The organism is Actinomadura craniellae (genome assembly GCF_003289645.1).
GTDB lineage: Bacteria > Actinomycetota > Actinomycetes > Streptosporangiales > Streptosporangiaceae > Actinomadura_D > Actinomadura_D craniellae.
The window spans coordinates 130,270-152,868 of record NZ_QLYX01000018.1; the positions used below are offsets into that span (position 1 = coordinate 130,270).

Annotated in this window: 18 protein-coding genes; 10 read left to right on the forward strand and 8 right to left on the reverse strand. The window is 72.1% G+C overall.

Translation table 11 applies throughout. The features are described 5' to 3' along the window. Positions 1-110: 110 nt before the first annotated feature. The gene (locus DPM19_RS30195; RefSeq protein ID WP_111871474.1) at positions 111-314 is read right to left on the reverse strand and encodes a hypothetical protein; all 204 of its coding nucleotides are present in this window, start codon (positions 312-314) and stop codon (positions 111-113) included. A gap of 486 nt (positions 315-800) precedes the next feature. Between DPM19_RS30195 and fxsT the strand changes: the two genes are divergently transcribed. From fxsT to DPM19_RS30210, 3 genes are all read left to right on the forward strand, one after another. Beyond that, entirely contained in the window at positions 801-3,101 is a 2,301-nt protein-coding gene (gene fxsT, locus DPM19_RS30200; RefSeq protein ID WP_158566944.1) for an FxSxx-COOH system tetratricopeptide repeat protein, read from the forward strand. An 84-nt stretch (positions 3,102-3,185) separates the two neighbouring features. Then, the gene (locus DPM19_RS30205; protein ID WP_111871508.1) at positions 3,186-4,088 is read left to right on the forward strand and encodes an ATP-grasp domain-containing protein; all 903 of its coding nucleotides are present in this window, start codon (positions 3,186-3,188) and stop codon (positions 4,086-4,088) included. A 60-nt stretch (positions 4,089-4,148) separates the two neighbouring features. Then, the gene (locus tag DPM19_RS30210; RefSeq protein ID WP_111871476.1) at positions 4,149-5,324 is read left to right on the forward strand and encodes a cytochrome P450; all 1,176 of its coding nucleotides are present in this window, start codon (positions 4,149-4,151) and stop codon (positions 5,322-5,324) included. A gap of 28 nt (positions 5,325-5,352) precedes the next feature. Here the strand turns inward: DPM19_RS30210 and DPM19_RS30215 are convergent, their stop codons facing one another. Then, complete coding sequence (locus tag DPM19_RS30215; protein WP_199485362.1) at positions 5,353-6,048, reverse strand: exonuclease domain-containing protein; 696 nt, start codon at positions 6,046-6,048, stop codon at positions 5,353-5,355. A 352-nt stretch (positions 6,049-6,400) separates the two neighbouring features. Between DPM19_RS30215 and DPM19_RS30225 the strand changes: the two genes are divergently transcribed. The 4 genes from DPM19_RS30225 to DPM19_RS30240 all read left to right on the forward strand — a co-directional run bounded on the left by DPM19_RS30225 (position 6,401) and on the right by DPM19_RS30240 (position 9,620). Then, positions 6,401-6,772 carry a PLD nuclease N-terminal domain-containing protein gene (locus DPM19_RS30225; RefSeq protein WP_199485364.1) on the forward strand — a complete coding sequence of 124 codons (372 nt, stop codon included), beginning with the start codon at positions 6,401-6,403 and terminating at the stop codon, positions 6,770-6,772. 192 nt (positions 6,773-6,964) lie between these two features. Then, a complete protein-coding gene (locus DPM19_RS30230) occupies positions 6,965-7,924 on the forward strand; it encodes an alpha/beta hydrolase (protein WP_111871479.1) in 960 nt (319 codons plus the stop codon). A gap of 79 nt (positions 7,925-8,003) precedes the next feature. After that, entirely contained in the window at positions 8,004-8,690 is a 687-nt protein-coding gene (locus DPM19_RS30235; protein ID WP_111871480.1) for a sensor histidine kinase, read from the forward strand. A gap of 24 nt (positions 8,691-8,714) precedes the next feature. Continuing rightward, complete coding sequence (locus DPM19_RS30240) at positions 8,715-9,620, forward strand: RNA polymerase sigma-70 factor (protein ID WP_111871481.1); 906 nt, start codon at positions 8,715-8,717, stop codon at positions 9,618-9,620. A 7-nt stretch (positions 9,621-9,627) separates the two neighbouring features. Here DPM19_RS30240 and DPM19_RS30245 read toward each other — a convergent pair whose 3' ends face one another. The 5 genes from DPM19_RS30245 to DPM19_RS30265 all read right to left on the reverse strand — a co-directional run bounded on the left by DPM19_RS30245 (position 9,628) and on the right by DPM19_RS30265 (position 18,958). Then, positions 9,628-12,498 (reverse strand): ATP-binding protein, encoded by a 2,871-nt coding sequence (locus DPM19_RS30245; RefSeq protein ID WP_111871482.1) that lies wholly within the window; start codon positions 12,496-12,498, stop codon positions 9,628-9,630. Between the two features lie 147 nt (positions 12,499-12,645). Next, a complete protein-coding gene (locus DPM19_RS30250) occupies positions 12,646-15,522 on the reverse strand; it encodes a helix-turn-helix transcriptional regulator (protein WP_111871483.1) in 2,877 nt (958 codons plus the stop codon). A gap of 142 nt (positions 15,523-15,664) precedes the next feature. After that, on the reverse strand, positions 15,665-16,471 hold the full coding sequence (locus DPM19_RS30255; RefSeq protein WP_158566945.1) for a sensor histidine kinase: 807 nt from the start codon (positions 16,469-16,471) through the stop codon (positions 15,665-15,667). A gap of 369 nt (positions 16,472-16,840) precedes the next feature. Further along, the gene (locus DPM19_RS30260; RefSeq protein WP_233510929.1) at positions 16,841-17,707 is read right to left on the reverse strand and encodes an alpha/beta hydrolase family protein; all 867 of its coding nucleotides are present in this window, start codon (positions 17,705-17,707) and stop codon (positions 16,841-16,843) included. 204 nt (positions 17,708-17,911) lie between these two features. Continuing rightward, on the reverse strand, positions 17,912-18,958 hold the full coding sequence (locus DPM19_RS30265; protein ID WP_111871486.1) for a cation diffusion facilitator family transporter: 1,047 nt from the start codon (positions 18,956-18,958) through the stop codon (positions 17,912-17,914). A 182-nt stretch (positions 18,959-19,140) separates the two neighbouring features. On the opposite strand from DPM19_RS30265, the gene DPM19_RS30270 reads away from it, so the two are divergent. Further along, entirely contained in the window at positions 19,141-20,397 is a 1,257-nt protein-coding gene (locus DPM19_RS30270) for an MFS transporter (RefSeq protein ID WP_111871487.1), read from the forward strand. 142 nt (positions 20,398-20,539) lie between these two features. Continuing rightward, positions 20,540-21,010 carry a nuclear transport factor 2 family protein gene (locus tag DPM19_RS30275; RefSeq protein ID WP_111871488.1) on the forward strand — a complete coding sequence of 157 codons (471 nt, stop codon included), beginning with the start codon at positions 20,540-20,542 and terminating at the stop codon, positions 21,008-21,010. Positions 21,011-21,189: 179 nt separating this feature from the next. Here the strand turns inward: DPM19_RS30275 and DPM19_RS30280 are convergent, their stop codons facing one another. Further along, the gene (locus tag DPM19_RS30280) at positions 21,190-22,074 is read right to left on the reverse strand and encodes an NADP-dependent oxidoreductase (protein WP_111871489.1); all 885 of its coding nucleotides are present in this window, start codon (positions 22,072-22,074) and stop codon (positions 21,190-21,192) included. A 77-nt stretch (positions 22,075-22,151) separates the two neighbouring features. On the opposite strand from DPM19_RS30280, the gene DPM19_RS30285 reads away from it, so the two are divergent. Further along, complete coding sequence (locus tag DPM19_RS30285; RefSeq protein WP_111871490.1) at positions 22,152-22,544, forward strand: winged helix-turn-helix transcriptional regulator; 393 nt, start codon at positions 22,152-22,154, stop codon at positions 22,542-22,544. Positions 22,545-22,599 lie beyond the last annotated feature (55 nt).

A 22,599-nucleotide genomic window follows, 5' to 3' on the forward strand; every position in this document is an offset into this window, starting at 1 on the left:
GTCGGCTTTTCCCCCAAGACGAACCAGCCCGCCGCCGGCGCCTCCCGCGAGCCGTGCTCGGCCCGGGTTCCCGTCGTGCCCGGCGGGCGCGATTCCGGAAAAAGCGCACCTCATCCCTCCGGCGAGGTACCGCTGTCGCGGTGTTCGCACCGGGACGGTTCGCGCACCGCGGCGGGGCCGGCGCCGAAGAACGGCAGAACCGTGACGGCGGCGGAGATCAGGGCTTCGGCGAGGCTCGCACCGTTCGCCAGCGCGAGACCGATCACCCCGCCCGCCACGGCGCTCATGACGATCGCCGACCGGATCGAGATCATGTCACGCCCCGATCCATTGCGGGACCTTCGCGGGTCCGCGTCTCGTGGAGCGCGCATCCATTTTTCGCCACTTGTTGACCCCCAGTCCGGTTGATCGGTGAATCCCCGTTCCCGATCTGTCCCAATGCGCGAAGGACGATTCCATTCCTTGCTGGGTCAATCCCGTGCCGATCTCGGCCGTCCGCGGGCTTGTTTCGGACACTGCGGGACAGCTTGGGACGCCCGCCAAACACATTCCCGGCCGTCCCGATAGGCGTCCGTTAAAGGTGACCCCGGGAGGGACCTGGTCATTCTCCGCCGGCCCGGCGGAGAGCGGCAGAGTGCACAGATCTGGTGTGCCGTTCGTCGGTACCGTTGAGCCGGGACAAGCCGGGACAACCTGGGACGGCCAAGAGCGACGGGAGAGAACCGATGGCTCCGCGACCGGTGGATGACATCGACCCTTCGGCGGCTGAGACCAAGGAAGACCTGGCTCGCTGCCTTCGTATGGTGCGGGCTCGCGCCGACAACCCGTCATATCGGAACCTGGAAAAGCAGGCGATCACCCGCGGGCAGGTCATGCCCCGGACGACCCTCGGCGAAGTGCTGAACGGACGCCGATTTCCCAGCAAGATCTTTCTCCGCACATTTTTGAAGTTGTGCGGCGTCGACCCCGACACCGATCCCCGCTGGGAACAGACCTGGAACCGGATCGCGGTCGCCTCGCACACCATGGACGGCCCGCCGGCCGGCCTGGAGCCACGGGGGGCCGGCGCCGGGTACGGCCCGTCCGGCGCCCGCCCGCCGGGGACGTTGCCGCGCATCTGGAACGTCGACCCGCGCAACCCGGAGTTCGCCGGCCGGGAACGGCTCCTGGACGAGTTGCACCAGCGGCTGGGCAGCACCGGGCACACCGTCGTCCAGGCGCTGCGCGGCATGGGCGGCGTCGGCAAGACCCATCTGGCGATCGAGTACGCGCACCGGTTCTCCGACCGGTACGAGCTGGTCTGGTGGATCTCCGCGGAGGACGCCTCGCTCATCGGGGAGCAGTTCTCCGCGCTGGCCGTCCAGCTCGGGCTGGCCGAGGTCGGGGCCGACACGGTGGCCGTCGCCGGGATGCTCAAGGCCTACCTGCGCGGGCGCGGCAGGTGGCTCCTCATCTTCGACAACGCCGAGGCCGTCGAGGCCGTCCGCGAGTGGCTGCCCGGCGGGCCGGGGCACGTGCTCATCACCTCGCGGGCCGGCGGATGGGAGCGGGTGGCGAGCGGCCTCACCGTGGACGTGATGGACCGCTGGGAATCGGTGACGCTGCTGCGCAACCACCACGGCGAGCTGACCGAACCCGAGGCCGACGAGCTCGCCGCGGCGCTCGGTGACCTGCCGCTCGCGCTGGCGCAGGCGGGCGGCTTCCTGGCCGAGACCGGCACGTCCGTCACCGACTACCTGCGGCTGCTCTCCGACCACCCGGACGCCGTCATGGGCGTGGGCGCCACGGACGGGTACCCGCGCCCGCTGGCGGCGGCCATCGCGCTGAGCACGACCAGGCTGGGCCGCGACGACGCCGTCGGTTCCGCGGTCGTGCGGCTGTGCGCCTTCCTCGCGCCCGAGACCGTCCCCGTGCAGTGGCTGATCAGTGCTCCGCGGGCCGAGGGGGGCCCGCTCGGCGAGCTCAGCTCCGCGGGCGGCGGCCCGATGGCGGTGCTGCGGGGGGTGGGGGCCGTCAGCCGCTTCGGCCTGGCGGTGGTGACGCGCGAGGGCATCCGCCTGCACCGGCTCACCCGCGGGATCATCCAGGACCAGCTGGACCGGAGTGACCGCGAGGCCGCGCTGGAGCACGCGCGGCTCCTGCTGGTCGCCAACCGCCCGGGGGATCCGGAAGCGCCGGTGAACTGGCCGCAGTGGGCGCAGCTCGTCCCCCACCTGCTCGCGGTCGAGCCCGCCGAAGGCACCTCGGCCGAACTGCGCCGGGTGTCCTGCGACGCCGCCTGGTACCTCATCGAGCGCGGCGACGCCGAGGCCAGCCGGCGCCTCGCCGACGGCGCGGTCCGGAACTGGCGGGAGACGATCGGCCCCGACCATCCGGACACGCTGCTGGCCACGCGGTGCCTCGCCCGCGCTCACCGGGAGATGGGGCGGTACGGGGAGGCGCTGGGGCTGTACGAGGCGACGCTGCCGCGCTATCGCGGCGCCCTGGGCGACGACCACCCCGACACGTTGCGGTTCGCCCACGGGATGGCGATCGCGCTGGCCCTGCTGGGCCGCCACGAGGAGGCGCGCTCGCTCCAGGCCGACACGCTGGGCCGTTACCGGCGGGTGCTGGGCGCCGACCATCCTCATGCGCTGCATTCGGCCAACCACCTCGCGGTGGCGCTGCGGGCGCTCGGCGAGATCCAGGAGGCGATCCGCCTGCATCAGGAGACGTGGGACAGTTACCGCCGGGTCCTGGGCGACGACCATCCGGACACGCTGCGCTCGGCGGCCAATCTCGCGCTGGACCTGAGAGCGCGGGGCCTCCTCGACCGGGCGCACGAACTCCAGCGGCAGACCCTGGACGAGCGGCGACGCATCCTGGGCGACGACCACCTTTACACCCTGCAGTCGGCCCGCGAACTGGCCGAGACCCTGTTCCTTCTCGGCCGGGCCGAAGAGGCCCTCGCCCTGCAGCGGAACGCCCTTGAGCGGGCCAGGACGACACTCGGTGACGATCACCCGGAAACACAATTCGCAAAGCGAAACATAGCAGACATTTTCAATGTGATTCCGTCCGACAAAAACCTCAGTGGTTTCGAAGGAGGAGCCGAGCCTTAGGATCGACGCAAATCCCCTTGGTGCCGTTTGTCGACCAGTGGCCGTGTATGGTTCGATCCAGTCGACAAAAGGAAAGGATTGATCATGTCGGTAGCGCAGTTGAAGATCGCTCTCGTCACGGCACGACAACGACCCGAAGTAAATGTCGATCATGACATGTCGTCGCTCTGCCAAGCGCTCTTGGACGCCGGAGTGAGCGCCGAGGCGGCGGCCTGGGACGACCCCTCTCTGGAGTGGTCGTCCTTCGATCTCGTGGTGATCAGATCGCCCTGGGATTACTCGTGGCGCTCCACCGAGTTCCTTTCCTGGGTCGACGAGGCGGCGACGAAAACGCGGCTGGCCAACCCCGCGAAACTCGTGCACTGGAACGCGAACAAGGAGTACCTGAAGGTACTGGCCGAAAAAGGCGTTCCGGTCGTTCCAACGTCGTATATCTGGCCCGAAGACCCGATCGAGCTTCCGCGCGACCACGAGTTCGTGGTCAAGCCGGCCGTCGGCGCGGGTGCCCGCTACGCCGCCCGGTACCGGCCCGAGGAGTCGGCCGCCGCCGCCGAACACGTCGCGAAGATCCAGGCCACCGGTGTTCCGGTCATGATGCAGCCCTACCTCCACAACATCGACGTCACCGGGGAACGCGCGCTGGTCTTCCTGCACGGCACGTTCCTCCACGCCATCCGCAAGCGCGCCGTCCTCAGCCCGGGGCTGCGCTTCGACGCCCCCCGCGACGCGCACCCGGGCACCGAACCGTGGACACCCACCGCGGACGAGAGGGCGCTGGCGGCCCAGGCGCTCGAAGCGGTCCCGAACTCGCGCGACCTCCTCTACGCGCGGGTCGACATGGCCGACGGGCCGGACGGCCGCCCGATCATCACCGAACTCGAACTCGTGGAACCCGGCCTGTACCTGCGGTTCCACAAGGGGTCCGAACGCGTCTTCGCCGACGCGATCATCCGCCACGCCCAGTCGGTCACCAGGGAGGGCGCGTAGAACAGTGGTTGACCGGCCGGCGCAGGTCGCCTGTCACAACTTCTGGCATGGAGATCACGTATGGAACACCCCCGTGTCATCCCCTTCTCATGTCCGGAGCCACTCGCCGAACCCGCAGAACTAGCCGAACTACGCGAAACCGAAGGGCTCGCCCGAGTACGCACCTCCACCGGCCATCCCGCCTGGCTGGCCACCCGGTACGACGACGTCCGCTCCCTGTGCGCCGACCGCAGGATAGGAAAGAGCCACCCCGACCCGGCGCGCGCCCCCCGACTCTGGAACGCAGAACTGTTCGCCCCGGAACGCAGAGAACCGGAAAAGGAACTCGACGAACGCCGGAGGGTGCGAGCCGTCGTCATGTCCACGTTCGGACGGCAGCGCATCGAGGGCCTGCGGCCGAGCGCGACGGAAACCTGCGAAGACCTGCTCAGCGGCCTCGTAGCACGCGGGACGACCGCCGACCTCGTCGCGGAGTTCGCCGAACCCTTCGCCACCGACCTGTTATTCGATTACCTCGGAATTCCACTGACCGACCGGGAGGCGGTCCGCGCCGGAATCATCGCCGTCAGGAAACCGGGCGGCAGTTCCGGGATGCGCGCACAGATGCGCTCCTACTTTCACGACCTGATGCAGGAAAAAAGCCGGAACCCGGGCGCCGACGCGCTCTCAGAAATGATCTCCAGGCTTGCGTCCCCCACCGATATCACGCTACTGAGCGGCTTCTTTCCGGCCCTTGCCGAGTACGACACCATCGCCAACAGGATCGGCTACGGGCTGCTGGCGCTGCTGGCGCACCCCGGCCAGCTCGCCGCGGTGCGCCGGGACGGATCGCTCGTCCCCTCCGCCATCGAGGAGATCATGCGCTTCGCCGTGCCCGGCGGTAGCTGGCTCCCCCGCTACGCGCTGGTCGATTTCACCTTCCAGGGCGCCGACATCCGCCGCGGCGACCTCATCGTCTGCTCCGCGCAGTCCGCCAACCGGGACAGCGGTGTCTTCGCCGACCCGGACACGTTCGACGCCGCGCGGACACCCAACCCGCACCTCGGCTTCGGGCACGGCAAGTTCTACTGCCCCGGGGCACCCCTGTCCCGCATGATGCTGGAGATCGTGATCGTGGCCGTGTTCCGCCGGTTGCCGAACCTGCGGCTGGCGGTGCCCCCCACCGAACTGCTCGTCGATACCGGGAAGGTGACCGGCGGCCTGGTGGCCCTGCCCGTGTCCTGGGACGCGAACTGATCCGGGCCCGCTGGTCCGTCCGCCCGTGCTACGCGGCGGGGCGGAGGGGCCAGGAGCCGTCCGCTGGTTTGTTCTGGCCCTGGGAGCGCCAGTAGCTGGTGAGTTTGTCGGCCCACTGGCGGGACCAGCCGATCTGGTCGCGGTAGAGCTTGGCCAGGTCGGCGTCGCCGACCTCGGCCGGGTACTTCCGGGCGAGGCGCCAGGCGAGGCGGGCGGCGGCCAGCGCGTCCTCGGCCGCGTCGTGGGCGCCGCCGTGCCGCACCTTGTAGTGCCGGCAGGTCTCCTCCAGGGTGCGGCGGCCGCGGCGGTGGTCGAGTGCCCGGTCGATGACGTGGGGGTCGACGACGGGGCCGGAGATGGTGAGGGCGGTGCCGCAGTGCCGGCGGAGTTCGCGGTCCAGGACGGTGAAGTCGTAGCTGACGTTGTAGCCGATCACCGGGATCCGGTCGGACCAGGCGGTGGCGAGCCTGCGGGCGATCTCCCGGATGGCTTCGGCCGGCTTGCGGCCCCCGGCGCGGGCCTGTTCGGTGGTGATGCCGTGAATGGCGGTGGCCTCGGCGGGGATCTCGACGCCGGGGTCGATGAGGAAGTCGATGGTCTCGGTGGGTTTTCCGGCGCCGACGAATACGAGGGTCGCGGTGACGATTCTGGCGGTGTCACGATCGGCACCGGTCGTCTCGGTGTCGAAACCGCACAGCCGACCATCGGCCCAGCCCACAAGCACACCGCCATTCTGTTCGGAGAAATCCCTCGGCAGCGGCGCTCACCTTATCGGCAGCCCCCGACAAGCCGCCCAACGCGCCATTTTCCCATGCCGATGGGGCATGCACCGGCTTTTCGCCGGGTGGTGGGAGACTCCGCGGGACGCTGGCGCCCAGCAGCGAGATTGCGGAGGTCGTCTGGCTGGGCCATGCCGACCGGGACCGGGTGTCCCCCGTCGACCAGATCATCTTTGACCATCTGCACCGGGCGGGGCGGCTCGGCTGACCGGATGCTGCCATCTCCGGATGGGCGCGGACGGTTCCCAGTACGGTGAGCCACTGCCATGAACGATCTTCCGGAGGCGTGCCGTGCTGATGTTCTACGGAGGCGTCGGTCTCCTCGTCCTCGCGCTCTGGATCTTCTGCCTGCTCGACGTGATCACCACGAACGAGTATGCCTGCCGTAACCTGCCGAAAACGCTCTGGCTGATCCTCGTGCTGATCCTGCCGACCGTGGGCTCGATCGCCTGGCTGATCGCGGGCCGCCCCCAGGCCGACCACTCGCCGGGCCTTCCCTACAAGGGCAACACCGCGAGCAGGTTCCCCGAGTACGACCGTCCGGGGCGGGCCGTGGCGTTCAATCCCGAGGACGACGAGGCGTTCCTGCAGAGCCTGCGCGATCGCGCCGAGGAGCAGCGCCGCAAGGCCCGCGAGCAGAGCCGGGAGAAGGACAAGGACGGTCTCTAGACCGAGTCCGGCCTGGGTTGACGCCAGGATGAGATAGGACATATCAGACCAAGATCGCAAATTTACTGAACTATCAATATATGACCGCACCACCCGGGTACTGGCGGTTAGTAGCCTGTGAAATCTCTACAACCGTCCCGCCCTCGGCGGACGGGATGGCCCCCACCATCACCGAGAAAAGGGGGCACGACCATGGCGACCCGAACCGAGCTCGTCCTCGAACCCGCCGCGCAGGAACTCGTCGACACCACCTCGCGGCCGCCCTTCCTGTACGAGCTGGAACCGGCCGCGGCGCGCAAGTTCATCGACGACATCCAGGCCGCGCCGATCGACAAACCGCCGGTCGACGAGGAGTGGATCACCGTGCCGGCCGAGGTCGGCGACGTGCGCGTGCGCATCGTCCGGCCGCGGGGCGCCACGGGCACGCTGCCCGTCGTGCTGTACATGCACGGCGGCGGCTGGGTGCTGGGCAACGCGGGCACCCACGACCGGCTCGTCCGCGAACTCGCCATCGGCGCGGGGGCGGCCGTCGTCTTCGTCGAGTACACGCCCGCACCGGAGGCGCGCTACCCGGTGGCCATCGAGCAGGGGTACGCCGTCGCCCGGTGGGTCACCCGCAAGGGCGCCGACCGGGGGCTGGACGGCGGGCGGATGGCGGTCGCCGGCGACTCGGTCGGCGGGAACATGGCCGCCGCGCTGGCCCTCATGGCCAAGGAACGCGGCGACGTCACCTTCGTCCACCAGTCGATGTACTACCCGGTGACGGACGCGGCCATGGACACCGGCTCCTACGAGGAGTTCGCCAGCGGCCACTACCTCAGCCGCCGGCTGATGGAGTGGTTCTGGGACGCCTACACCACCGACCCGGCCCAGCGCGCGGAGATCACCGCGTCACCCAACCGGGCCACCGCCGAGCAGCTCGCCGGGCTGCCACCGGCCTTCCTGCTGGTGGACGAGGTGGACGTGCTGCGCGACGAGGGCGAGAGCTACGCGGCCAAGCTGCGCGCCGCAGGGGTGCCGGTCGCGACCGTCCGCTACGACGGCACGGTGCACGACTTCATGATGCTCAACCCGCTCAACGACACCCAGGCGACCCGGGCCGCCGTCGCCCAGGCCGGCACGGTCCTGCGGAACGCGCTCCATACCAGGTGAGCGCGCTGTCACAACCGAGGGGGGCTGTCTTGTCCTACCTGACGACCGGATACCGTCCTCCAACAGGGGAGGCAGACCAATGCGAGGCGACACGTCCACCGACGACCTGGCCCGACAGCGCCGGTTCACCGCTGACGCCGCCCACGAGCTGAGCACACCTCTCGCGGGGCTCAGGGTCGAGCTCGAAGAGGCCCGGCTGCACCCGGAGGAGACCGACCTGCACCGGCTCATCGACTCGGCGATCCGCGACGTCAACCGGCTCGAGGCGATCGTCACCGACCTGCTGCTGCTCGCGCGGGTCACGGGCTGCGCGGCCATGCAGTGCCGGCCCATCGACCTCGCCGACACGGTCCGCTCCCATGTCATCCCGCGGCCGGGCGACCCGGACATCCGGCTGCGGACGGTACCCGAGGTCATGGTCAACGCGGTCCCCGCCCACCTGGGCCGGGCGGTCACCTGCCTGCTCGACAACGCCCGCCGGCACGCCCGGCGCCTGGTGCAGGTCCAGGTGAGCCGGTACGACTGCACCGCCGAGCTCACCGTCACCGACGACGGGCCCGGCATCCCCGTCCAGGAGCGCGAGCGCATCTTCGAGCGCTTCGCCCGGCTCGACACCGCCCGCGACCGTCATCAGGGGGGCACCGGTCTCGGCCTGACCATCGCCCGCGACATCGCCCACGCCTACAGCGGCACCCTGCACGTGGAGGAGGCATCGGGCGGCGGGGCGCGTTTCGTGTTCCGGCTCCCCTTGCACCGCGTGGCGTGAGCCGCTGGACCGAGGGAGGAGTTCATGCGTTCGAAGCGGCCACCGGAACCGGAGGCGCTCGACCACTTCCTCGGCCTGCGTCCTCGGCTCTTCGGCATCGCGTACCGCATCCTCGGCAGTTCGGCCGAGGCCGAGGACATCGTGCAGGAGGTCTGGCTGCGGTGGCAGACCACGGACCGCTCGGTCGTGGTGGCCCCGCCGGCGTTCCTCGCCACGATGACGACCCGGCTGGCGATCAACGCCGCCCAGTCCGCCCGGCGGCGGCGCGAGAAGTACGTCGGCCCCTGGCTGCCCGAACCGGTGGACACCAGCGCCGACCCCACGGCCGGGGCGGAGACGGGAGAGGCGCTGGAACTGGCGGTCCTCCTGCTGCTGGAGCGCCTGTCGCCCACGGAACGGGCGGCGTACGTCCTGCGGGAGTCGTTCGACTACCCGTACGGGCAGATCGCGGACATCCTCCAGCTCACCGATGCGAACGCCCGGCAGCTCGTCAGCCGGGCGCGCAAGCACATCTCCGCGCAGCGGCGCCGGCCGGTGAGCACGTCCGCGCACCGGCGGCTCCTGAAGACCTTCCTCGCCGCGGCCCGGCGGGGCGACCTCGCCGCCCTCGAAGAACTCTTCGCCGAGGAGGTCGTCAGCTACTCCGACGGCGGGGGCGTGGTGCGGAACGCCGCGCGGATACCCGTGGTCGGGTCCAGGCGGGTGGGAAGGCTGCTCGTCGCGTTCGCACCGCGGTTCTGGCCCGACACGGAGGTCTCGTGGGTCGAGGCGAACGGCTGGCCGGGCGCGCTGGTCCGGCGCGGCGGGGAGCCCGTCGTGTTCGTGACCGTGAGCGCCTCCGAGCACGGCATCGACCAGATCCTGTGGGTGATGAACCCGGCCAAACTCACCCGGATCGCGGCGGCGCCGGCGGAGCCCTCCCGGATCTGATCGCCCGTCACGGGCCGGGGCGCGTGGCCTCGGGGTGGTGCTCGGCGGCCAGGCGGGCGAGTTCGAAGCGGGAGGCGATACCGAGCTTGCGGAAGACCTGGCGCAGGTGGAATTTCACCGTGTGGGCGGAGACGAACATCTGGTCGGCGATCTGGGGGTTGGTCAGCCCCTGGGCGACGAGCGCGGTGACCTTGCGTTCGGTACTGGTGAGACTGTCCCAGCCGCGGTCGGGGCGTTCGGCGCTGGTCCAGTGCCGGCGGCGGACGCCCAGGTTCCGCAGCCGGGCGCGGACGCGCGCGACGTCGCGGAGGGCGCCGCCGCGCTGGTAGCCGTCCAGGGCCTGGTCCAGGGCGTCGATCGCGGCCGTGCGGTCGGCGTCCTGGTCCGCCAGCAGGACGCCCAGGTCCTCGGCGATGGAGGCGCGGCTCCATCCGCCCAGGTGGGTGCAGGCGGCGGCGCGGGCCACGGGGCCGGCGTCGCGGTGCAGGATGCCGTGGGCGTGCTCGGCCGCGGCGGTCAGGAAGGGGAAGTCGGGGTTGGTGGCGGCCAGTTCCGCGGCGGTGGCGGCGATGACTTCGGCACTGGGGCGGTCTCCGGCGGCCAGTGCGGTGCGGACCAGCCAGGCCGCGGCGTTGGTCTCCGCCAGGAGCAGCCAGCGGCGCTTCAGCGGGTCGGTGTAGTAGGGGCGGGCGATCCGCAGCGCTCTGTCGAGGTCGCCGCGGGCCTCGGCGACCGTCGCCATGATCCAACTGCTCCACATGCGCGCGTACATCACGCCCTGGCCCTCGCAGTACAGGGAGTCGTGCCGTTCGGCCTGCCGGGCGGCGGTGTCGAGGTCGCCGCGGCGCACCGCGACCACGGCGAGCACGGCGATCCCCACCAGCACGAAGGCGTGCACACCCAGCTCGTCGGCCATGGCCAGCCCGGCCCGGGCCTCGGCGGCGGCGTCGTCGAGCCGGTCGGCGGCAAGGCGCAGCCGGGCGCGGAACAGGGCGGGGCTGGGGGCGTGCGCGGTGTGGCCCAGCGCGGTGATCTCCTCGTCGGCGGCGCGCAGAACGGTCTCCGCCTCGTCGAGCAGCCGGAGGTTGGTGAGCACGGCGCCCAGGGGCAGCGCGGGGTGCGCGTGCCGGGCCCGGATCGGCCCGGAGGCCGCGACGCGCACCGCCTCACGGCTGTGGGCGAGCGCTTCGGCGGCCCGCCCGCTCATCCACCGCACGTTGATGAGCAGCATGTGCGCTCCGGCCAGGACGGCGTGGCTGTGGCGTTCCGGATGTGCCACGACGGCCTCGGCTCGCTCCCGCCCGCGCGCGTGGTCGAGGGTGAAGTACAGCGCCCGGAACAGTACGTGCTCGGCCTGGCCGCGCAGTTCGCTGGAGATGCCCTTCTCGGCGAGTGCCCGCTCGGCCTCGGCGATGGCGTCGGTCGATCGGCCGGCCAGCAGCAGGGCGTAGGCCAGCTCGTAGCGCAGCCGGGCGACCTGCTCGGGGCGCAGGGCCTGGCCCAGCGCGGTGCGGGCGAGTTCGGCCGCCTCGGCCAGCCGCCCCCCGGCGGTCAGGGCGTAGACGGTGGTCACCGACCGGTCGAACCGGTTCGGGTCGGTGGCGGCGGTCAGCTCCACCGCCCGGGCCGCCAGCTCGGCCGCGGTCTGCGGCGAGGACGACAACACCTCCTGCACCGCCTGGTCCAGGGCGACCAGGGCCTTGGTGTCGCCGGGGCGGGTGTAGCGCATCAGGTGGCCGGCGGCGGGGATGGCCGAACCGCCGCGGGCCAGCAGCATCTCCCCGGCCTGCCGGTGCAGGGCCAGCCGCACCGGCAGGGGGAGGCCTTCGACCACCGCTCGCCACATCAGGTGGTGCCGGAAGGCGAGCAGACCGCCATCGGGTGTCACGACCCCCGCGGTCTGGGCCTCCTCCAGTTCCGGCAGCAGGGCGCCGGCGGGCTCGCCGAGCATCTCGGCCAGGTCGTCCACCGGGAACGAGCGCCCCAGGACGGCCGCGACCTCCAGCAGATGCCGGGTGCTCGCGCACAGCTTGCCCAGCCGCCGGCAGACGATCGTCTGCACCCGTTGCGGGACCTGGTGGGAGATCAGCCGGGCCCGGCCACCGGCCCGCTCGACCGCGCCCTCGTCCAGTAGCCCCTCGAACAGTTCGGTGAGCACGTAGGGGGCACCGCCGGCCTCGTCGGCCAGGGCGAGGAGAGCGGGATCAGGTTCGGCGCCGAGCACGTCGATGGCGACCTCGGCCGTCGCCGCGCGATCCAGTGGTCGCAGCTCGATCCGGGTGGCGCCCTCGCCCGCCAGGACGTCGAAGAGCCGTTCGGCGTCGCCGGGGTCGTCGCCTCCGGTGGTACGGGACAGGATCCACACCAGCGGGTAGGAGGCCAGTTCGGGGACCAGCGACCGCAGGGCCAGCAACGCGGTGGGGTCGGCCCAGTGCAGGTCGTCCAGCACGACCAGCATCGGGCCGCGCGCGACCCGCTCCTCCAGCCGGGCCTGCAACCGCTCCAGCAGCCACAACCGCAGGTCGGCCGGGTCCTGGTGGATTTCGCTCCGTACCGCCCGCAGGGTGTGGGCCGATTCCCGCAGCGCAGACATCAGCGGCTCCAGCGGCCGCAACCGGCTCGACTCGTCGGCCACGCCCCGGGCCAGCAGGAAACCGTGCCCGGCCGCGACGTCCACCGCCTCGGCCAGCAGCCGGCTCTTCCCCACCCCGGACCGGCCCTCCACCAGCAGCACGCCGCCCCGGCCGCTCTCGGCGGCGGACAGCAGTTCGGCGATGGCCCGTGACTCGCGATCCCGGCCACGCCAGCCGGGCCGCGACGGCCGCTCAAGACCGGCACCGGTCACGGTGTCGTGGGCAGTCGGTGACGAACCTGCCATAGCTCAATAAAACACCTGGCAGCCACCCTTATGCCCGATCATGCTCCGCGACTCGATCGGGCCCTGGACGACGGGCCGGCCTTCCGCCGTTCCCGCGCGCCCGAACGGCCCCGGCCGCCTTCGCTCGCGCAGCGCATCCCCGGGCGGCTATGCGGTGTCCGTTTCGGGGTGGTGCTCGGTGGCCAGGCGGGCGAGTTCGACGCGGGAGGCGATGCCGAGCTTGCGGAAGACCTGGCGCAGGTGGAACTTCACCGTGTGGGCGGAGATGAACATCTGGTCGGCGATCTGGGGGTTGGTCAGCCCCTGGGCGACGAGCGCGGTGACCTTGCGTTCGGTGTCGGTGAGGGCGGCCCAGCCGGTGTCGGGGCGTTCGGCGCTGGTCCAGTGCCGGCGGCGGACACCCAGGTCGCGGAGGCGGGCGCGGACGCGCGCGGCGTCCCGGGGGGCGCAGCCACGCTGGTAGCCGTCCAGAGCCTGTTCCAGGGCGCCGATCACGGCCGTGCGGTCGGCGTTGTGGCGTGCCAGCAGGGCGCCCAGGTCCTCGGCCGCGGAGGCGCGGCCCCACACCCCGAGGTCGGGAGAGGCGGCGGCGCGGGCCAGGGCCTCGCCGTCGCCGTGCAGGATGCCGTGGGCGTGGGTCGCGGCGGCGGCCAGCGAGCGGAACTCCGGGTTGGCGGCGGCCAGTTCCCCGGCGGTGGTGGTGATGTCTTCGGCGGCGGAGCGGTGGCCGGTGGCGAGTGCGGTGCGGGTCAGCCAGGGCGCGGCGTTGGTCTCCACCATGAGCAGCCAGCTGCGCTTCATCGGGTCGGTGTAACAGGTACGGGCGACATCCATCGCCCTGCCGAGGTCGCCCTGAGCCTCCGCGACCGTCGCCATGATCCAGGTGCCCCACACGCCTCCGTACAGCACGCCCTGGCCCTCCCGGTACAGGGAGTCGTGCCGTTCGGCCTGCCGGGCGGCGGTGTCCAGGTCGCCGCGGCGCACCGCGACGAGGGCGAGCACGGCGATCCCCATCAGCACGAAGGCGCGCACACCCAGCTCGTCGGCCATGGCCAGCCCGGCCTGGGCCTCGGCGACGGCGTCGTCGAGCCGGTCGGCGTTGAGCCGGACCCGGGCGCGGAACAGCGCCGGGCTGGGGGCCTGCACGGTGTGGCCCAGCGCGGTGATCTCCTCCTCGGCGGCCCGCAGTGCGGCCTCGGCCTCGTCGAGTCGCCGGACGTTGGTGAGCAGGGCGCCCAGGTGCAGTGCCGGGTGCGCGTGCTGCGCCCGGATCGGCCCGGACGCCGCCACGCGCACCGCCTCCCGGGCGTAGTCGAACGCTTCGGCAGCCCGCCCGTCCGTCCACATGACGTGGATGAGCAGCATGTTGGCCCCGACCAGGACGGGGTGGCCGTGGCGTTCCGGATGCGCCAGGACCGCCTCGGCCCGATCCCGGCCGCTCCGATGATCGAAGCCAACGAAAAGCGCCCGGAACAACACATGCTCGGCCAGGTCGCGTAGTTCGTCGGAGATGTTTTTCTCGGCGAGGGCTTGTTCGGCTTCGGTGATGGCGTCGGCGGGGCGTCCGGCCAGCATGAGGGCGTAGGCCAGTTCGTAGCGCAGCCGGGCGGCCTGTTCGGGGCGCAGGGTCTGGGCGAGCGCGGTGCGGGCGAGTTCGGCCGCCTCGGCCAGCCGCCCGCCGGCGGTCAGGGCGTACACGGCCGTCACCGACCGGTCGAAGCGTTCGAGGTCGGTGGGGGCGGTGAGTTCCACCGCTCGTGCGGCCAGGTCGGCGGCGGTCTGCGGCGAGGTCGGCAGGACTTCCTGCACCGCCTGGTCCAGGGCGGCCAGGGCGCACTTGTCTCCGGGGCGGACGTAGCGCATCAGGTGGCCGGCGGCGGGGATGGCCGAACCGCCCCGGGCGAGCAGCATCTCGCCGGCCTGCCGGTGCAGAGCCAGCCGCACCGGCCGGGAAAGGATCTCGGTCACCGCTCGCCACATCAGGTGGTGCCGGAAGGTGAGCAGGTCCCCGTCGGGCGTCACGACGCCCGCGGTCTGGGCTTCTTCCAGTTCGGGCAGCAGGGCGCTGGCGGGTTCGCCGAGCATGTCGGCCAGGTCGTCCACGGGGAAGGAGCGGCCGAGGATGGCGGCGACCTCCAGGACGTGCCGGGTACGCGGGGACAGCCTGTCCAGCCGCCTGCGGACGACCGTCTGCACCCGCTGGGGGACCTGGTGGGAGGTCAACCGGGCCCGGCCGTCCGCTATCTCGACCGCGCCTTCGTCCAGCAGTCCTTCGTACAGCTCGGTGAGCACGTAGGGGGAGCCCCCGGCCTGGTCGGCCAGGGTGAGCAGATCCGGCTCGGGCTCGGCGCCGAGGATGTCGGTGGCGATTTCGGCTCGCGCCGCGGCGTCCAGCAGTCGCAGCGCGATCCGGGTGGCGCCCTCGGCCTCCAGGAAGTCGAACAGCCGCTCCGCGCTGCCCGGGTCGTCGCCGGTGGTGCGCGACAGGATCCACACCAGCGGGTAGGAGGCCAGTTCGGGGACCAGCGACCGCAACGCCAGCAACGCGGTGGGGTCGGCCCAGTGCAGGTCGTCCAGCACGACCAGCATCGGGCCGCGCGCGACCCGCTCCTCCAGCCGGGCCTGCAACCGCTCCACCAGCCACAACCGCACGTCGGCCACGTCCGGGCGCAGTTCGGCCTGCGCCGCGCGCAGCGAGTGGGGGGATTCCCCCAGCGCCGACATCAGCGGCTCCATCGGCCGCAACCGGCTCGACTCGTCGGCCACACCCCGGGCCAGCAGGAAACCGTGCTCGGCCGCCGTGTCCACCGCCTCGGCCAGCAGCCGGCTCTTGCCCACCCCGGACTGGCCCTCGACCAGCAGCACCCCGCCCCGGCTGCCCTTGGCGGCGTGCAACAGATCCGCGATCGCTCGTGCCTCGCGACCCCGGCCACGCCAGCCACGGCGGGACGGCCGCTCGAGACCGGATCTGTTCTCGAGCCGCAGAGCAGATGGCAACGTGAGCGTCACAGTTCGATAAAGCACCAGGTCACAGCCTACATGGTCATCCTCTCCGACTTACCGGTCACGAGCAGATCGGCGGCCACCGGCGGCCAGAACCCGTGAGATCGGGGTTCTGGCCGCCGGTGGCCGCCGGTATGTCCGTCCCGGCCGTACCGTGGTCCGCTCAGCTCGCTGCGGCGGCGCACGCCCGGGTCACCGCCCCGGACGGTCCGGCGGCGGGAAGCCGGAGGACGAACCGGGCGCCGCCCATGGCCGACTCCTCCACCCGCAGCAGGCCGGAGTGCGCCCGGGCGATGTCCCAGGCGATCGCCAGGCCCAGCCCCGCGCCCCCCGGGTCACGGTCACGCGCCGCGCCCAGCCGGGTGAACCGCTGGAAGATCCGTTGCCGATCGGCCTCGGCCACCCCGTCACCGTCGTCCTCGACCACCAGTTCCGCGCAGTGCCCGTCCCGCCGCACCTGGATCTGGAGAACCTGGTCGGCGTGCCGCTGCGCGTTGTCCACCAGGTTGGTGAGCACCCGGACGAGCTGGGTGGGAACGGCGCTGACGGCCACTCCCGGCTCCAGCCGGAGGCTGATCGGAACGCGGCTCACCCGCCGCACGACCTCGGCGCGGACCATCGTCGCCAGATCCACCCGCCGCTGCCCGTCGGTCATCCCGGCCTGCGCCTTGCTGAGGAGCAGCAGGTCGCTGATGATCGCGTCCAGCCGGTCGACGCTGTCCAGCGCCCGGGCGAGCACCTGGTCGATGTCGGTCTGCCCGGGGTGGTGCAGGGCGTCCTCCAGTTCCGCCCGCAGCCCCGCCAGCGGGGTGCGGAGCTCGTGCGAGGCGTCGGAGACGAACCGCTGCTTCTTCTCCAGTTCCCGTTCCAGTTCCCGCACGGTGCCGGTGTCGATCTGGTCCGTCCGCGCGATCTTGCGCTCGCCGGACGTGGGGGTTATCTCGTCGTACAGTGCGGTCAGGGGTTTCATCGCAGAACCTCTTCTTCCGGGCGGGTTCCGCCCCCGCTTGTCTCCGCGGGGAACTGGAAGTACACCCCCCATGGTGACCAGGCGACCCCGTCCCGCACACCACCCATCCGGCTAGTTACGAACCCAAAGGACCCAAACGACCGGGTAGGCCCCAGGTCAAGAGCCCGGGGATGCGTCCAGAACCTGGAAGATCACCGCACGGACGGGATGACCGGGCCGGTCGCCGCCAGGTCGAGCACCCGGACCGGTAGAACGCGCACGGGCCCCCGGAAAACGCCACGGCCGGGGACGCCTCGCGAGGCGTCCCCGGCCGCCGGTACCGGACCTCAACGCGAAGCGGCCAGGCCGGACCGGAGAATCGGGTGCGGATCAGTCCGGGCAGGTGTGCCGGTACTCCTGGAAGGTGCTGCTGGGGGCGCCGGGCGCCGGGCACAGGAACTTGCTGTAGCGGGTGTCGTCGTCGACGTAGCGCTTGAGCCAGGCGATGGAGTACTTGGCGATCGGGGTGTTGGCGGAGATCCACGACATGTGGCCGTAGTTCTCGAACAGCAGGTACGCCTTCTCGGGGGCGTTGGTGAGGTTCTGGTAGAAGGGCTGGGCGTGGTTGCCGACGCCGGCGATGAAGTCGTTGTCGGCCGCCTGGATCATGGTCGGCACGCGAACGTTGCGCCAGTCGCCGTGCAGGTGCCACGGGGCCAGCGGGATGGCCGCCTGGAGGGAAGGACGCATCTCGGCCGCCCGCAGGGTGCCGCCGCCGCCCATCGAGTGGCCCATGACCGCCAGGCGGGAGGCGTCCACCCGGCTGCGGACGCTGCTGCTGCCGGTCAGGTAGTCCAGCGCGGCGAGGAGCTGGTTCGCCCGGTCGTCGGGGAAGTTCAGGACCGAGAAGGGTTCCAGGGTGAAAACGACGAAGCCCTGGGAGGCCAGGCGGGGCCCGTACCAGCTCATGGTGGACTCGGGCTCGATGAAGCCCGGGATGATCGCCACGGCCCCGAAGGTGCCCTGGGAGGTGTCGGTGGGGTAGTAGATCGTGCCCCGGTTGAAACCGCTGGCCGAGTTCGCCGGTACGGTCGCCGTCGCCACCTGGAACGGGCCCCGCTCGGCGGTGATGGTCTGCTCGGTCGGGTCGGGGCCGCGCTCGTACGGGCTCGCCGCCGCCTGGGCGGTGGTGGGAGCGGCCGCCATGGCGGCGACCAGCGCGGCGGCCGCCGGGATCAGGTGAAGCGCTCGTTTCACACGGGGGGTCATCTGCCGGCCGTCCTCTCGCTGCCGAAGCCTGGGCGAGAGATATGTAAGCCGGATCGACCCCGTGATTCATGTCACTCAACCACACAGATTGGCGACACACTCCGTCCAAAACAATCCATGAATTGGATCTGTCCAGGTAGCCGTGCCGATCCGCCGGAATAGCGCTCCGGACTTTTCTCCGGGTGCGCCCGCTCAGCGGTGGGCGCGGAGCACCGCGTGGTGGTCGGTGCCCGCCGGGCCGTCGGGGTCGGTGTGGACGGTGGCGGCCCGCAGCCGGGGCAGCTCGTGGATGAGCCGGTGCTCGGCCTCCACCGCCACGGCGTGCGCCTGGACCAGGGACAGGGACGGGGCGAGGACGATGTCGGCCTCGGCGCGCAGCGCGTGCCCGACCCAGCGCAGCCGGACCGCCCCGACCCGGCGCACCCCCTCGACGCCCGCCAGGATCCGCTCGGCCCGGGCGACCAGGTCGGGTTCGACGGCGTCCATCAGCCGGTGGTAGATCTCCCGGGCCGCGTCCCGCAGCACGAAACAGATCGCGAGCGTGATCAGCAGCCCGATGACGGGGTCGGCGAGGGGGATCCCGGCCGCGGTGCCACCGGCGCTCGCCAGCACGGCCAGCGAGGTGAACCCGTCGGTGCGGGCGTGCAGGCCGTCGGCGACCAGCGCGGCCGAGCCGATCTCCCGGCCGACCCTGATCCGGTACCGGGCCACCCATTCGTTCCCGGCGAAGCCCACCAGCCCGGCCACCGCGACCCAGCCCAGCGCGCGCACGTCCTGCGGGTCCACCAGGCGTTGCACGGCCTCGTGCCCGGCGAAGGCCGCGGACGCGGCGATGACGGCCACGATGGCGATGCCCGCCAGGTCCTCGGCCCGGCCGTACCCGTAGGTGAAGCGCCGGGTGGCCGCCCGCCGCCCGAGCAGGAACGCGACCGCGAGGGGGACGGCCGTCAGCGCGTCGGCGACGTTGTGCAGCGTGTCCCCCAGCAGGGCCACCGAGCCCGACATCACCACGATCACGGCCTGCACGGCGGCGGTGAGGGCCAGCACCGCGAACGAGACGCCCAGCACCCGCAGCCCCCTGCTGCTGGACTCCAGCGCCGCATCGGTCTTGCCGGCGCTGTCGTGGCGGTGCGGCACGAAGGCGTGCCGCACCCGCGCCAGGACGCGGCCCGCCCGGGTGTGCCCGTGCCCGTGCTCGTGCTCGTGCTCGTGCCCGTGCTGCGGCCGATGACCGGTCATGGCATCAGGATTACGGACAAATCCGGTTGCAGCATCTCCACAACAGCCCAGGTACCGCAGCTGCGACCGCACCGCGACGGCGACCGGGACGCACCCGGCGGAAACCACCCGGCCAGGAGGTCGTTTGTTCAACGGTCCGCCGCCCGCTTCGATGTCTCCGGGCGACGGGAGGGCGGGTCGGCATGCGGGCGAGGCGGTCGCTGGGGCGGCGGTTCGGGTGGCTGTGGGCGTCGTACGCGGTCAGCGCGTTCGGCACGAGGCTCGCGTTCGACGCGTTCCCCCTGATCGCGATCCTCGTGCTGGACGCCGGGCCGGCCGAGGTGTCGGCGCTGGCGGCGGCGGGGCTGGTGGTGGGCGCGGCGGTGGCGGTGCCGCTCGGCCCGTGGGTGGAGTTCCGCCGCAAGCGGCCAGTGATGATCAGCATGGATCTGGTCCGGTTCGCGGCGCTGCTGAGCGTCCCCGCCGCGTACGCGCTCGGCCGGCTCGGCTTCGCCCACCTCCTGGTCGTGTCGGTCGTCGTCGCCGCGGCCGACCTCACCTTCGTCGCGGCGAGCGGCGCGTTCCTGAAAACGCTCGTCCGCCGGGAGGACCTGCTCGTCGCGAACGGGCGGCTGGAGTCCACCACCTGGACGGCCACCATGCTCGGGCCGCCGCTCGGCGGGGCCGCGATCGGGCTGTTCGGCCCGGTGACGACCATGGCGGCCGACGCGGTCAGCTACCTGCTCTCGGCCCTGGGGATCCGCGCGATCGGCGGCACGGAGCCGCGCCCCGCGCGCACCGGCGCCCCGCGGCTGCGCGCCGGCGACCTGCTCGACGGCTGGCGGCACATCCTGGCCCACCCGGCGCTGCGCCCGCTGTTCCTCAACACGGTCCTGGTCAACGGCCTGATCATGGCGACCTCGCCGCCGCTCGCCGTCCTCATGCTCGGGGACCTCGGGTTCGCCCCCTGGCAGTACGGTCTCGCCTTCGCCGTGCCCTGCGCCGGCGGCCTGATCGGCGCCCGGCTGGCCCCCCGGCTCGTCGCCCGGTTCGGGCGGCACCGGGTCATGCTCACCGCCGGGGCCCTGCGCGCGTGCTGGCTGCTCGGGCTGGCCTTCGTCGGCCCCGGCACCGCCGGGCTCGTCCTCGTCATGGTCGTCGAGCTCGGGCTGATCACTTGCATGGGCGTGTTCAACCCCGTGTTCGCCACCTACCGGCTCGACCAGACCGCCCCGGACCGGATCGTCCGCACCCTGTCCGCATGGTCGATCACCAGCAAGATCACCATCGCGGTCATGACCGCCCTGTGGGGCCTGCTGGCCGCTCTCACCGGCCCCCGCACCGCGATCGCCGCCGCCGGCCTCCTCATCCTGGCCACCCCGCTGCTGCTGCCCCGGCGCGACCACGCGGCACGGCACGGGCAGGAGCCGCGCGTGCCACCTGACGTCCCTCGCACGTGATGAACCGGCGGGCGGTTCCGGATCGGGGCGGCGTCCGGCGAGGGTTCGCCGCGGCCGGTGTCCGCGCACGGTCGAACGCCCGCCGGCGGGTAGGGGATCTGCGCGGCGGCGCGCCGGACGCCCGCCGGCCGAGGAGGGCCGAATGGACGAGCGACCGCCGCTGCCGCCGTTCACCGAGGCGACGGCGATCCGGAAGGTGCGGGCCGCCGAGGACGCCTGGAACACCCGTGACCCCGAGCGCGTCTCCCTGGCGTACACGGTGGACAGCAGGTGGCGTAACCGCGACCTGTTCCTGCGGGGACGCGCCGAGATCGTGGAGTTCCTGACCGCCAAGTGGGCGCGCGAACTCGACTACCGGCTGGTCAAGGAGCTGTGGGCCTACACCGGCGACCGCATCGCGGTGCGGTTCGTCTACGAGAGCCACGACCGGGACGGCCGGTGGTGGCGCTCGCACGGCAACGAGAACTGGGAGTTCGACGCGACCGGCCTGATGCGCACCCGGCACGCGAGCATCAACGACCAGCCGATCAGCGAGGCCGAGCGCAGGTTCCGCTGGGACTCCGCCGGCCCGCGCCCGGCCGACCATCCCGGGCTGTCCGACCTCGGCCTCTGATCACGTCCGCGTCGGCTCGACGACGCGGTGAACGCCCGGCGCCGGCCGCCCTGTGATGGACGTGCGCGTGTTCCGCACCCGCTGGTGCCTGGGGTCAGGGCCGGTTTCACGGGGAGGTGGCGGTGCGGCGGTACCGCCAAGGGCTGCCGGCCCCACTTTGAGACAGGCCTCAGGGGTGTCTAGGGGGTGAGGACGATGCGGCCGCCGGCGCCGCCCCCCTCCAGGAGTTCGTGTGCCGCGCGGGCCTGGTCGAGCGGGAACGTGCGGGTGACCCGGGGGGTGAGGGCCCCGTCGTCCACGAGTTCCGACAGCCGGGCGAGCCGGTTCCCGTCCCCGAGGACCTCCTGGACGATGACGCGGGCGCCCCGGGTCGGCGGCGGGGCGAGCAGCGCGACGTAGGCGCCGGTACAGAGGGCCCTGGCGTCGATCGAGGCGTCCGGCGGGTTCCGGCGCACGGCGGCGCCGACGTCGTCGGGGGACGTGACGATCTCGGTCGCCAGGTCCCGGACGCCGTCCGCCTCGTCCGGGCGGACCAGGGCGATCGTGTGCAGCCCGCGCATCCCGGCGAGTTCGAGAACGAACCTCCCGACGCTCCCGGCGGCGCCGCTGACCAGCAGGGTCCGGCCCGGCTCCAGGTCGACGAGGTCGAGGGCGCGGTCCGCCGTCAGGGCGTTCAGCGGCAGCGTGGCGGCGACGGTGAGCGGGACCGACGCCGGGGCGGGCGCGAGGGCCGACTCGTCCAGCACCACGTATTCCGCGTGCGCGCCGCCGGCGAACAGCAGGTCACGCAGCCCGATCACCGCGTCGCCGGCCCGGAACCGGGTGGTGCCCGGCCCGACGGCGTCCACGTGCCCGGCGACGTCCCAGCCGAGCCCGTACCGCGGCATCGGCGGCACGAGACCGGCGGCGGTGAGGCGCCCGGTCCGGGCGGACAGGTCGATCAGGTTGAGGGAGGAGGCCACGACCTTGACCCGGACCTGCCCTGGCCCGGCCTCAGGCTGGGGGGTCTCGGCGATTTCAAGGACGTCCGGACCTCCAGGTTTGCGAACGATGACCGACTTCATGGAATCAACGTTACGCAGAGACTGTTGACCTGCGAAGACGGAACTTAGGCGACCCTAAGGAACCAGGAGGAACCTACATGGCCACGACGAGTGCCATGCAAGGGTGCAGGCACCCCGAGTGCGACGCCAACGTCATCGGAGGCCCCGGCCACGAGGTGCTCGTGATGTTGAGCGACAAGTGGGTGACCCTGATCGTCAGCGCCCTGGCCGGCGGGCCACGGCGGCACAGCGAGCTCGCCCGGACCGTCCACGGCGCGACCCGGAAGATGCTCACCCAGACCCTGCGCAAGCTGGAACGCAACGGCCTGGTCACCCGCACTGTCACACCCTCGGTCCCGCCACGGGTGGACTACGAGCTCACCCGGCTCGGCCGGAGCCTGCTCCCGCACCAGCGCGCCCTCAAGTCCTGGGCGGAATCCAACATCGAGACCATCTACGCCGCCCGCGAACGCTACGACGCCGGCCAGTGACCGCCGCCGCCGATCCGGAGCCCGCCCGCTCCCGCCGGGCCGCCGCTCCGGCCGC

Excerpts from the sequence above, each read along its gene's own strand:
- DPM19_RS30230 (WP_111871479.1), top strand. The coding sequence starts at position 6,965 with ATGGCGACCCGAACCGAGCTCGTCCTCGAACCCGCCGCGCAGGAACTC.
- DPM19_RS30195 (WP_111871474.1), bottom strand. The coding sequence starts at position 314 with ATGATCTCGATCCGGTCGGCGATCGTCATGAGCGCCGTGGCGGGCGGG.
- fxsT (WP_158566944.1), top strand. The coding sequence starts at position 801 with ATGGTGCGGGCTCGCGCCGACAACCCGTCATATCGGAACCTGGAAAAG.
- DPM19_RS30240 (WP_111871481.1), top strand. The coding sequence starts at position 8,715 with ATGCGTTCGAAGCGGCCACCGGAACCGGAGGCGCTCGACCACTTCCTC.
- DPM19_RS30280 (WP_111871489.1), bottom strand. The coding sequence starts at position 22,074 with ATGAAGTCGGTCATCGTTCGCAAACCTGGAGGTCCGGACGTCCTTGAA.
- DPM19_RS30285 (WP_111871490.1), top strand. The coding sequence starts at position 22,152 with ATGGCCACGACGAGTGCCATGCAAGGGTGCAGGCACCCCGAGTGCGAC.
- DPM19_RS30270 (WP_111871487.1), top strand. The coding sequence starts at position 19,141 with ATGCGGGCGAGGCGGTCGCTGGGGCGGCGGTTCGGGTGGCTGTGGGCG.
- DPM19_RS30245 (WP_111871482.1), bottom strand. The coding sequence starts at position 12,498 with ATGGCAGGTTCGTCACCGACTGCCCACGACACCGTGACCGGTGCCGGT.
- DPM19_RS30235 (WP_111871480.1), top strand. The coding sequence starts at position 8,004 with ATGCGAGGCGACACGTCCACCGACGACCTGGCCCGACAGCGCCGGTTC.
- DPM19_RS30225 (WP_199485364.1), top strand. The coding sequence starts at position 6,401 with ATGTTCTACGGAGGCGTCGGTCTCCTCGTCCTCGCGCTCTGGATCTTC.
- DPM19_RS30265 (WP_111871486.1), bottom strand. The coding sequence starts at position 18,958 with ATGACCGGTCATCGGCCGCAGCACGGGCACGAGCACGAGCACGAGCAC.
- DPM19_RS30205 (WP_111871508.1), top strand. The coding sequence starts at position 3,186 with ATGTCGGTAGCGCAGTTGAAGATCGCTCTCGTCACGGCACGACAACGA.
- DPM19_RS30210 (WP_111871476.1), top strand. The coding sequence starts at position 4,149 with ATGGAACACCCCCGTGTCATCCCCTTCTCATGTCCGGAGCCACTCGCC.
- DPM19_RS30275 (WP_111871488.1), top strand. The coding sequence starts at position 20,540 with ATGGACGAGCGACCGCCGCTGCCGCCGTTCACCGAGGCGACGGCGATC.
- DPM19_RS30255 (WP_158566945.1), bottom strand. The coding sequence starts at position 16,471 with ATGAAACCCCTGACCGCACTGTACGACGAGATAACCCCCACGTCCGGC.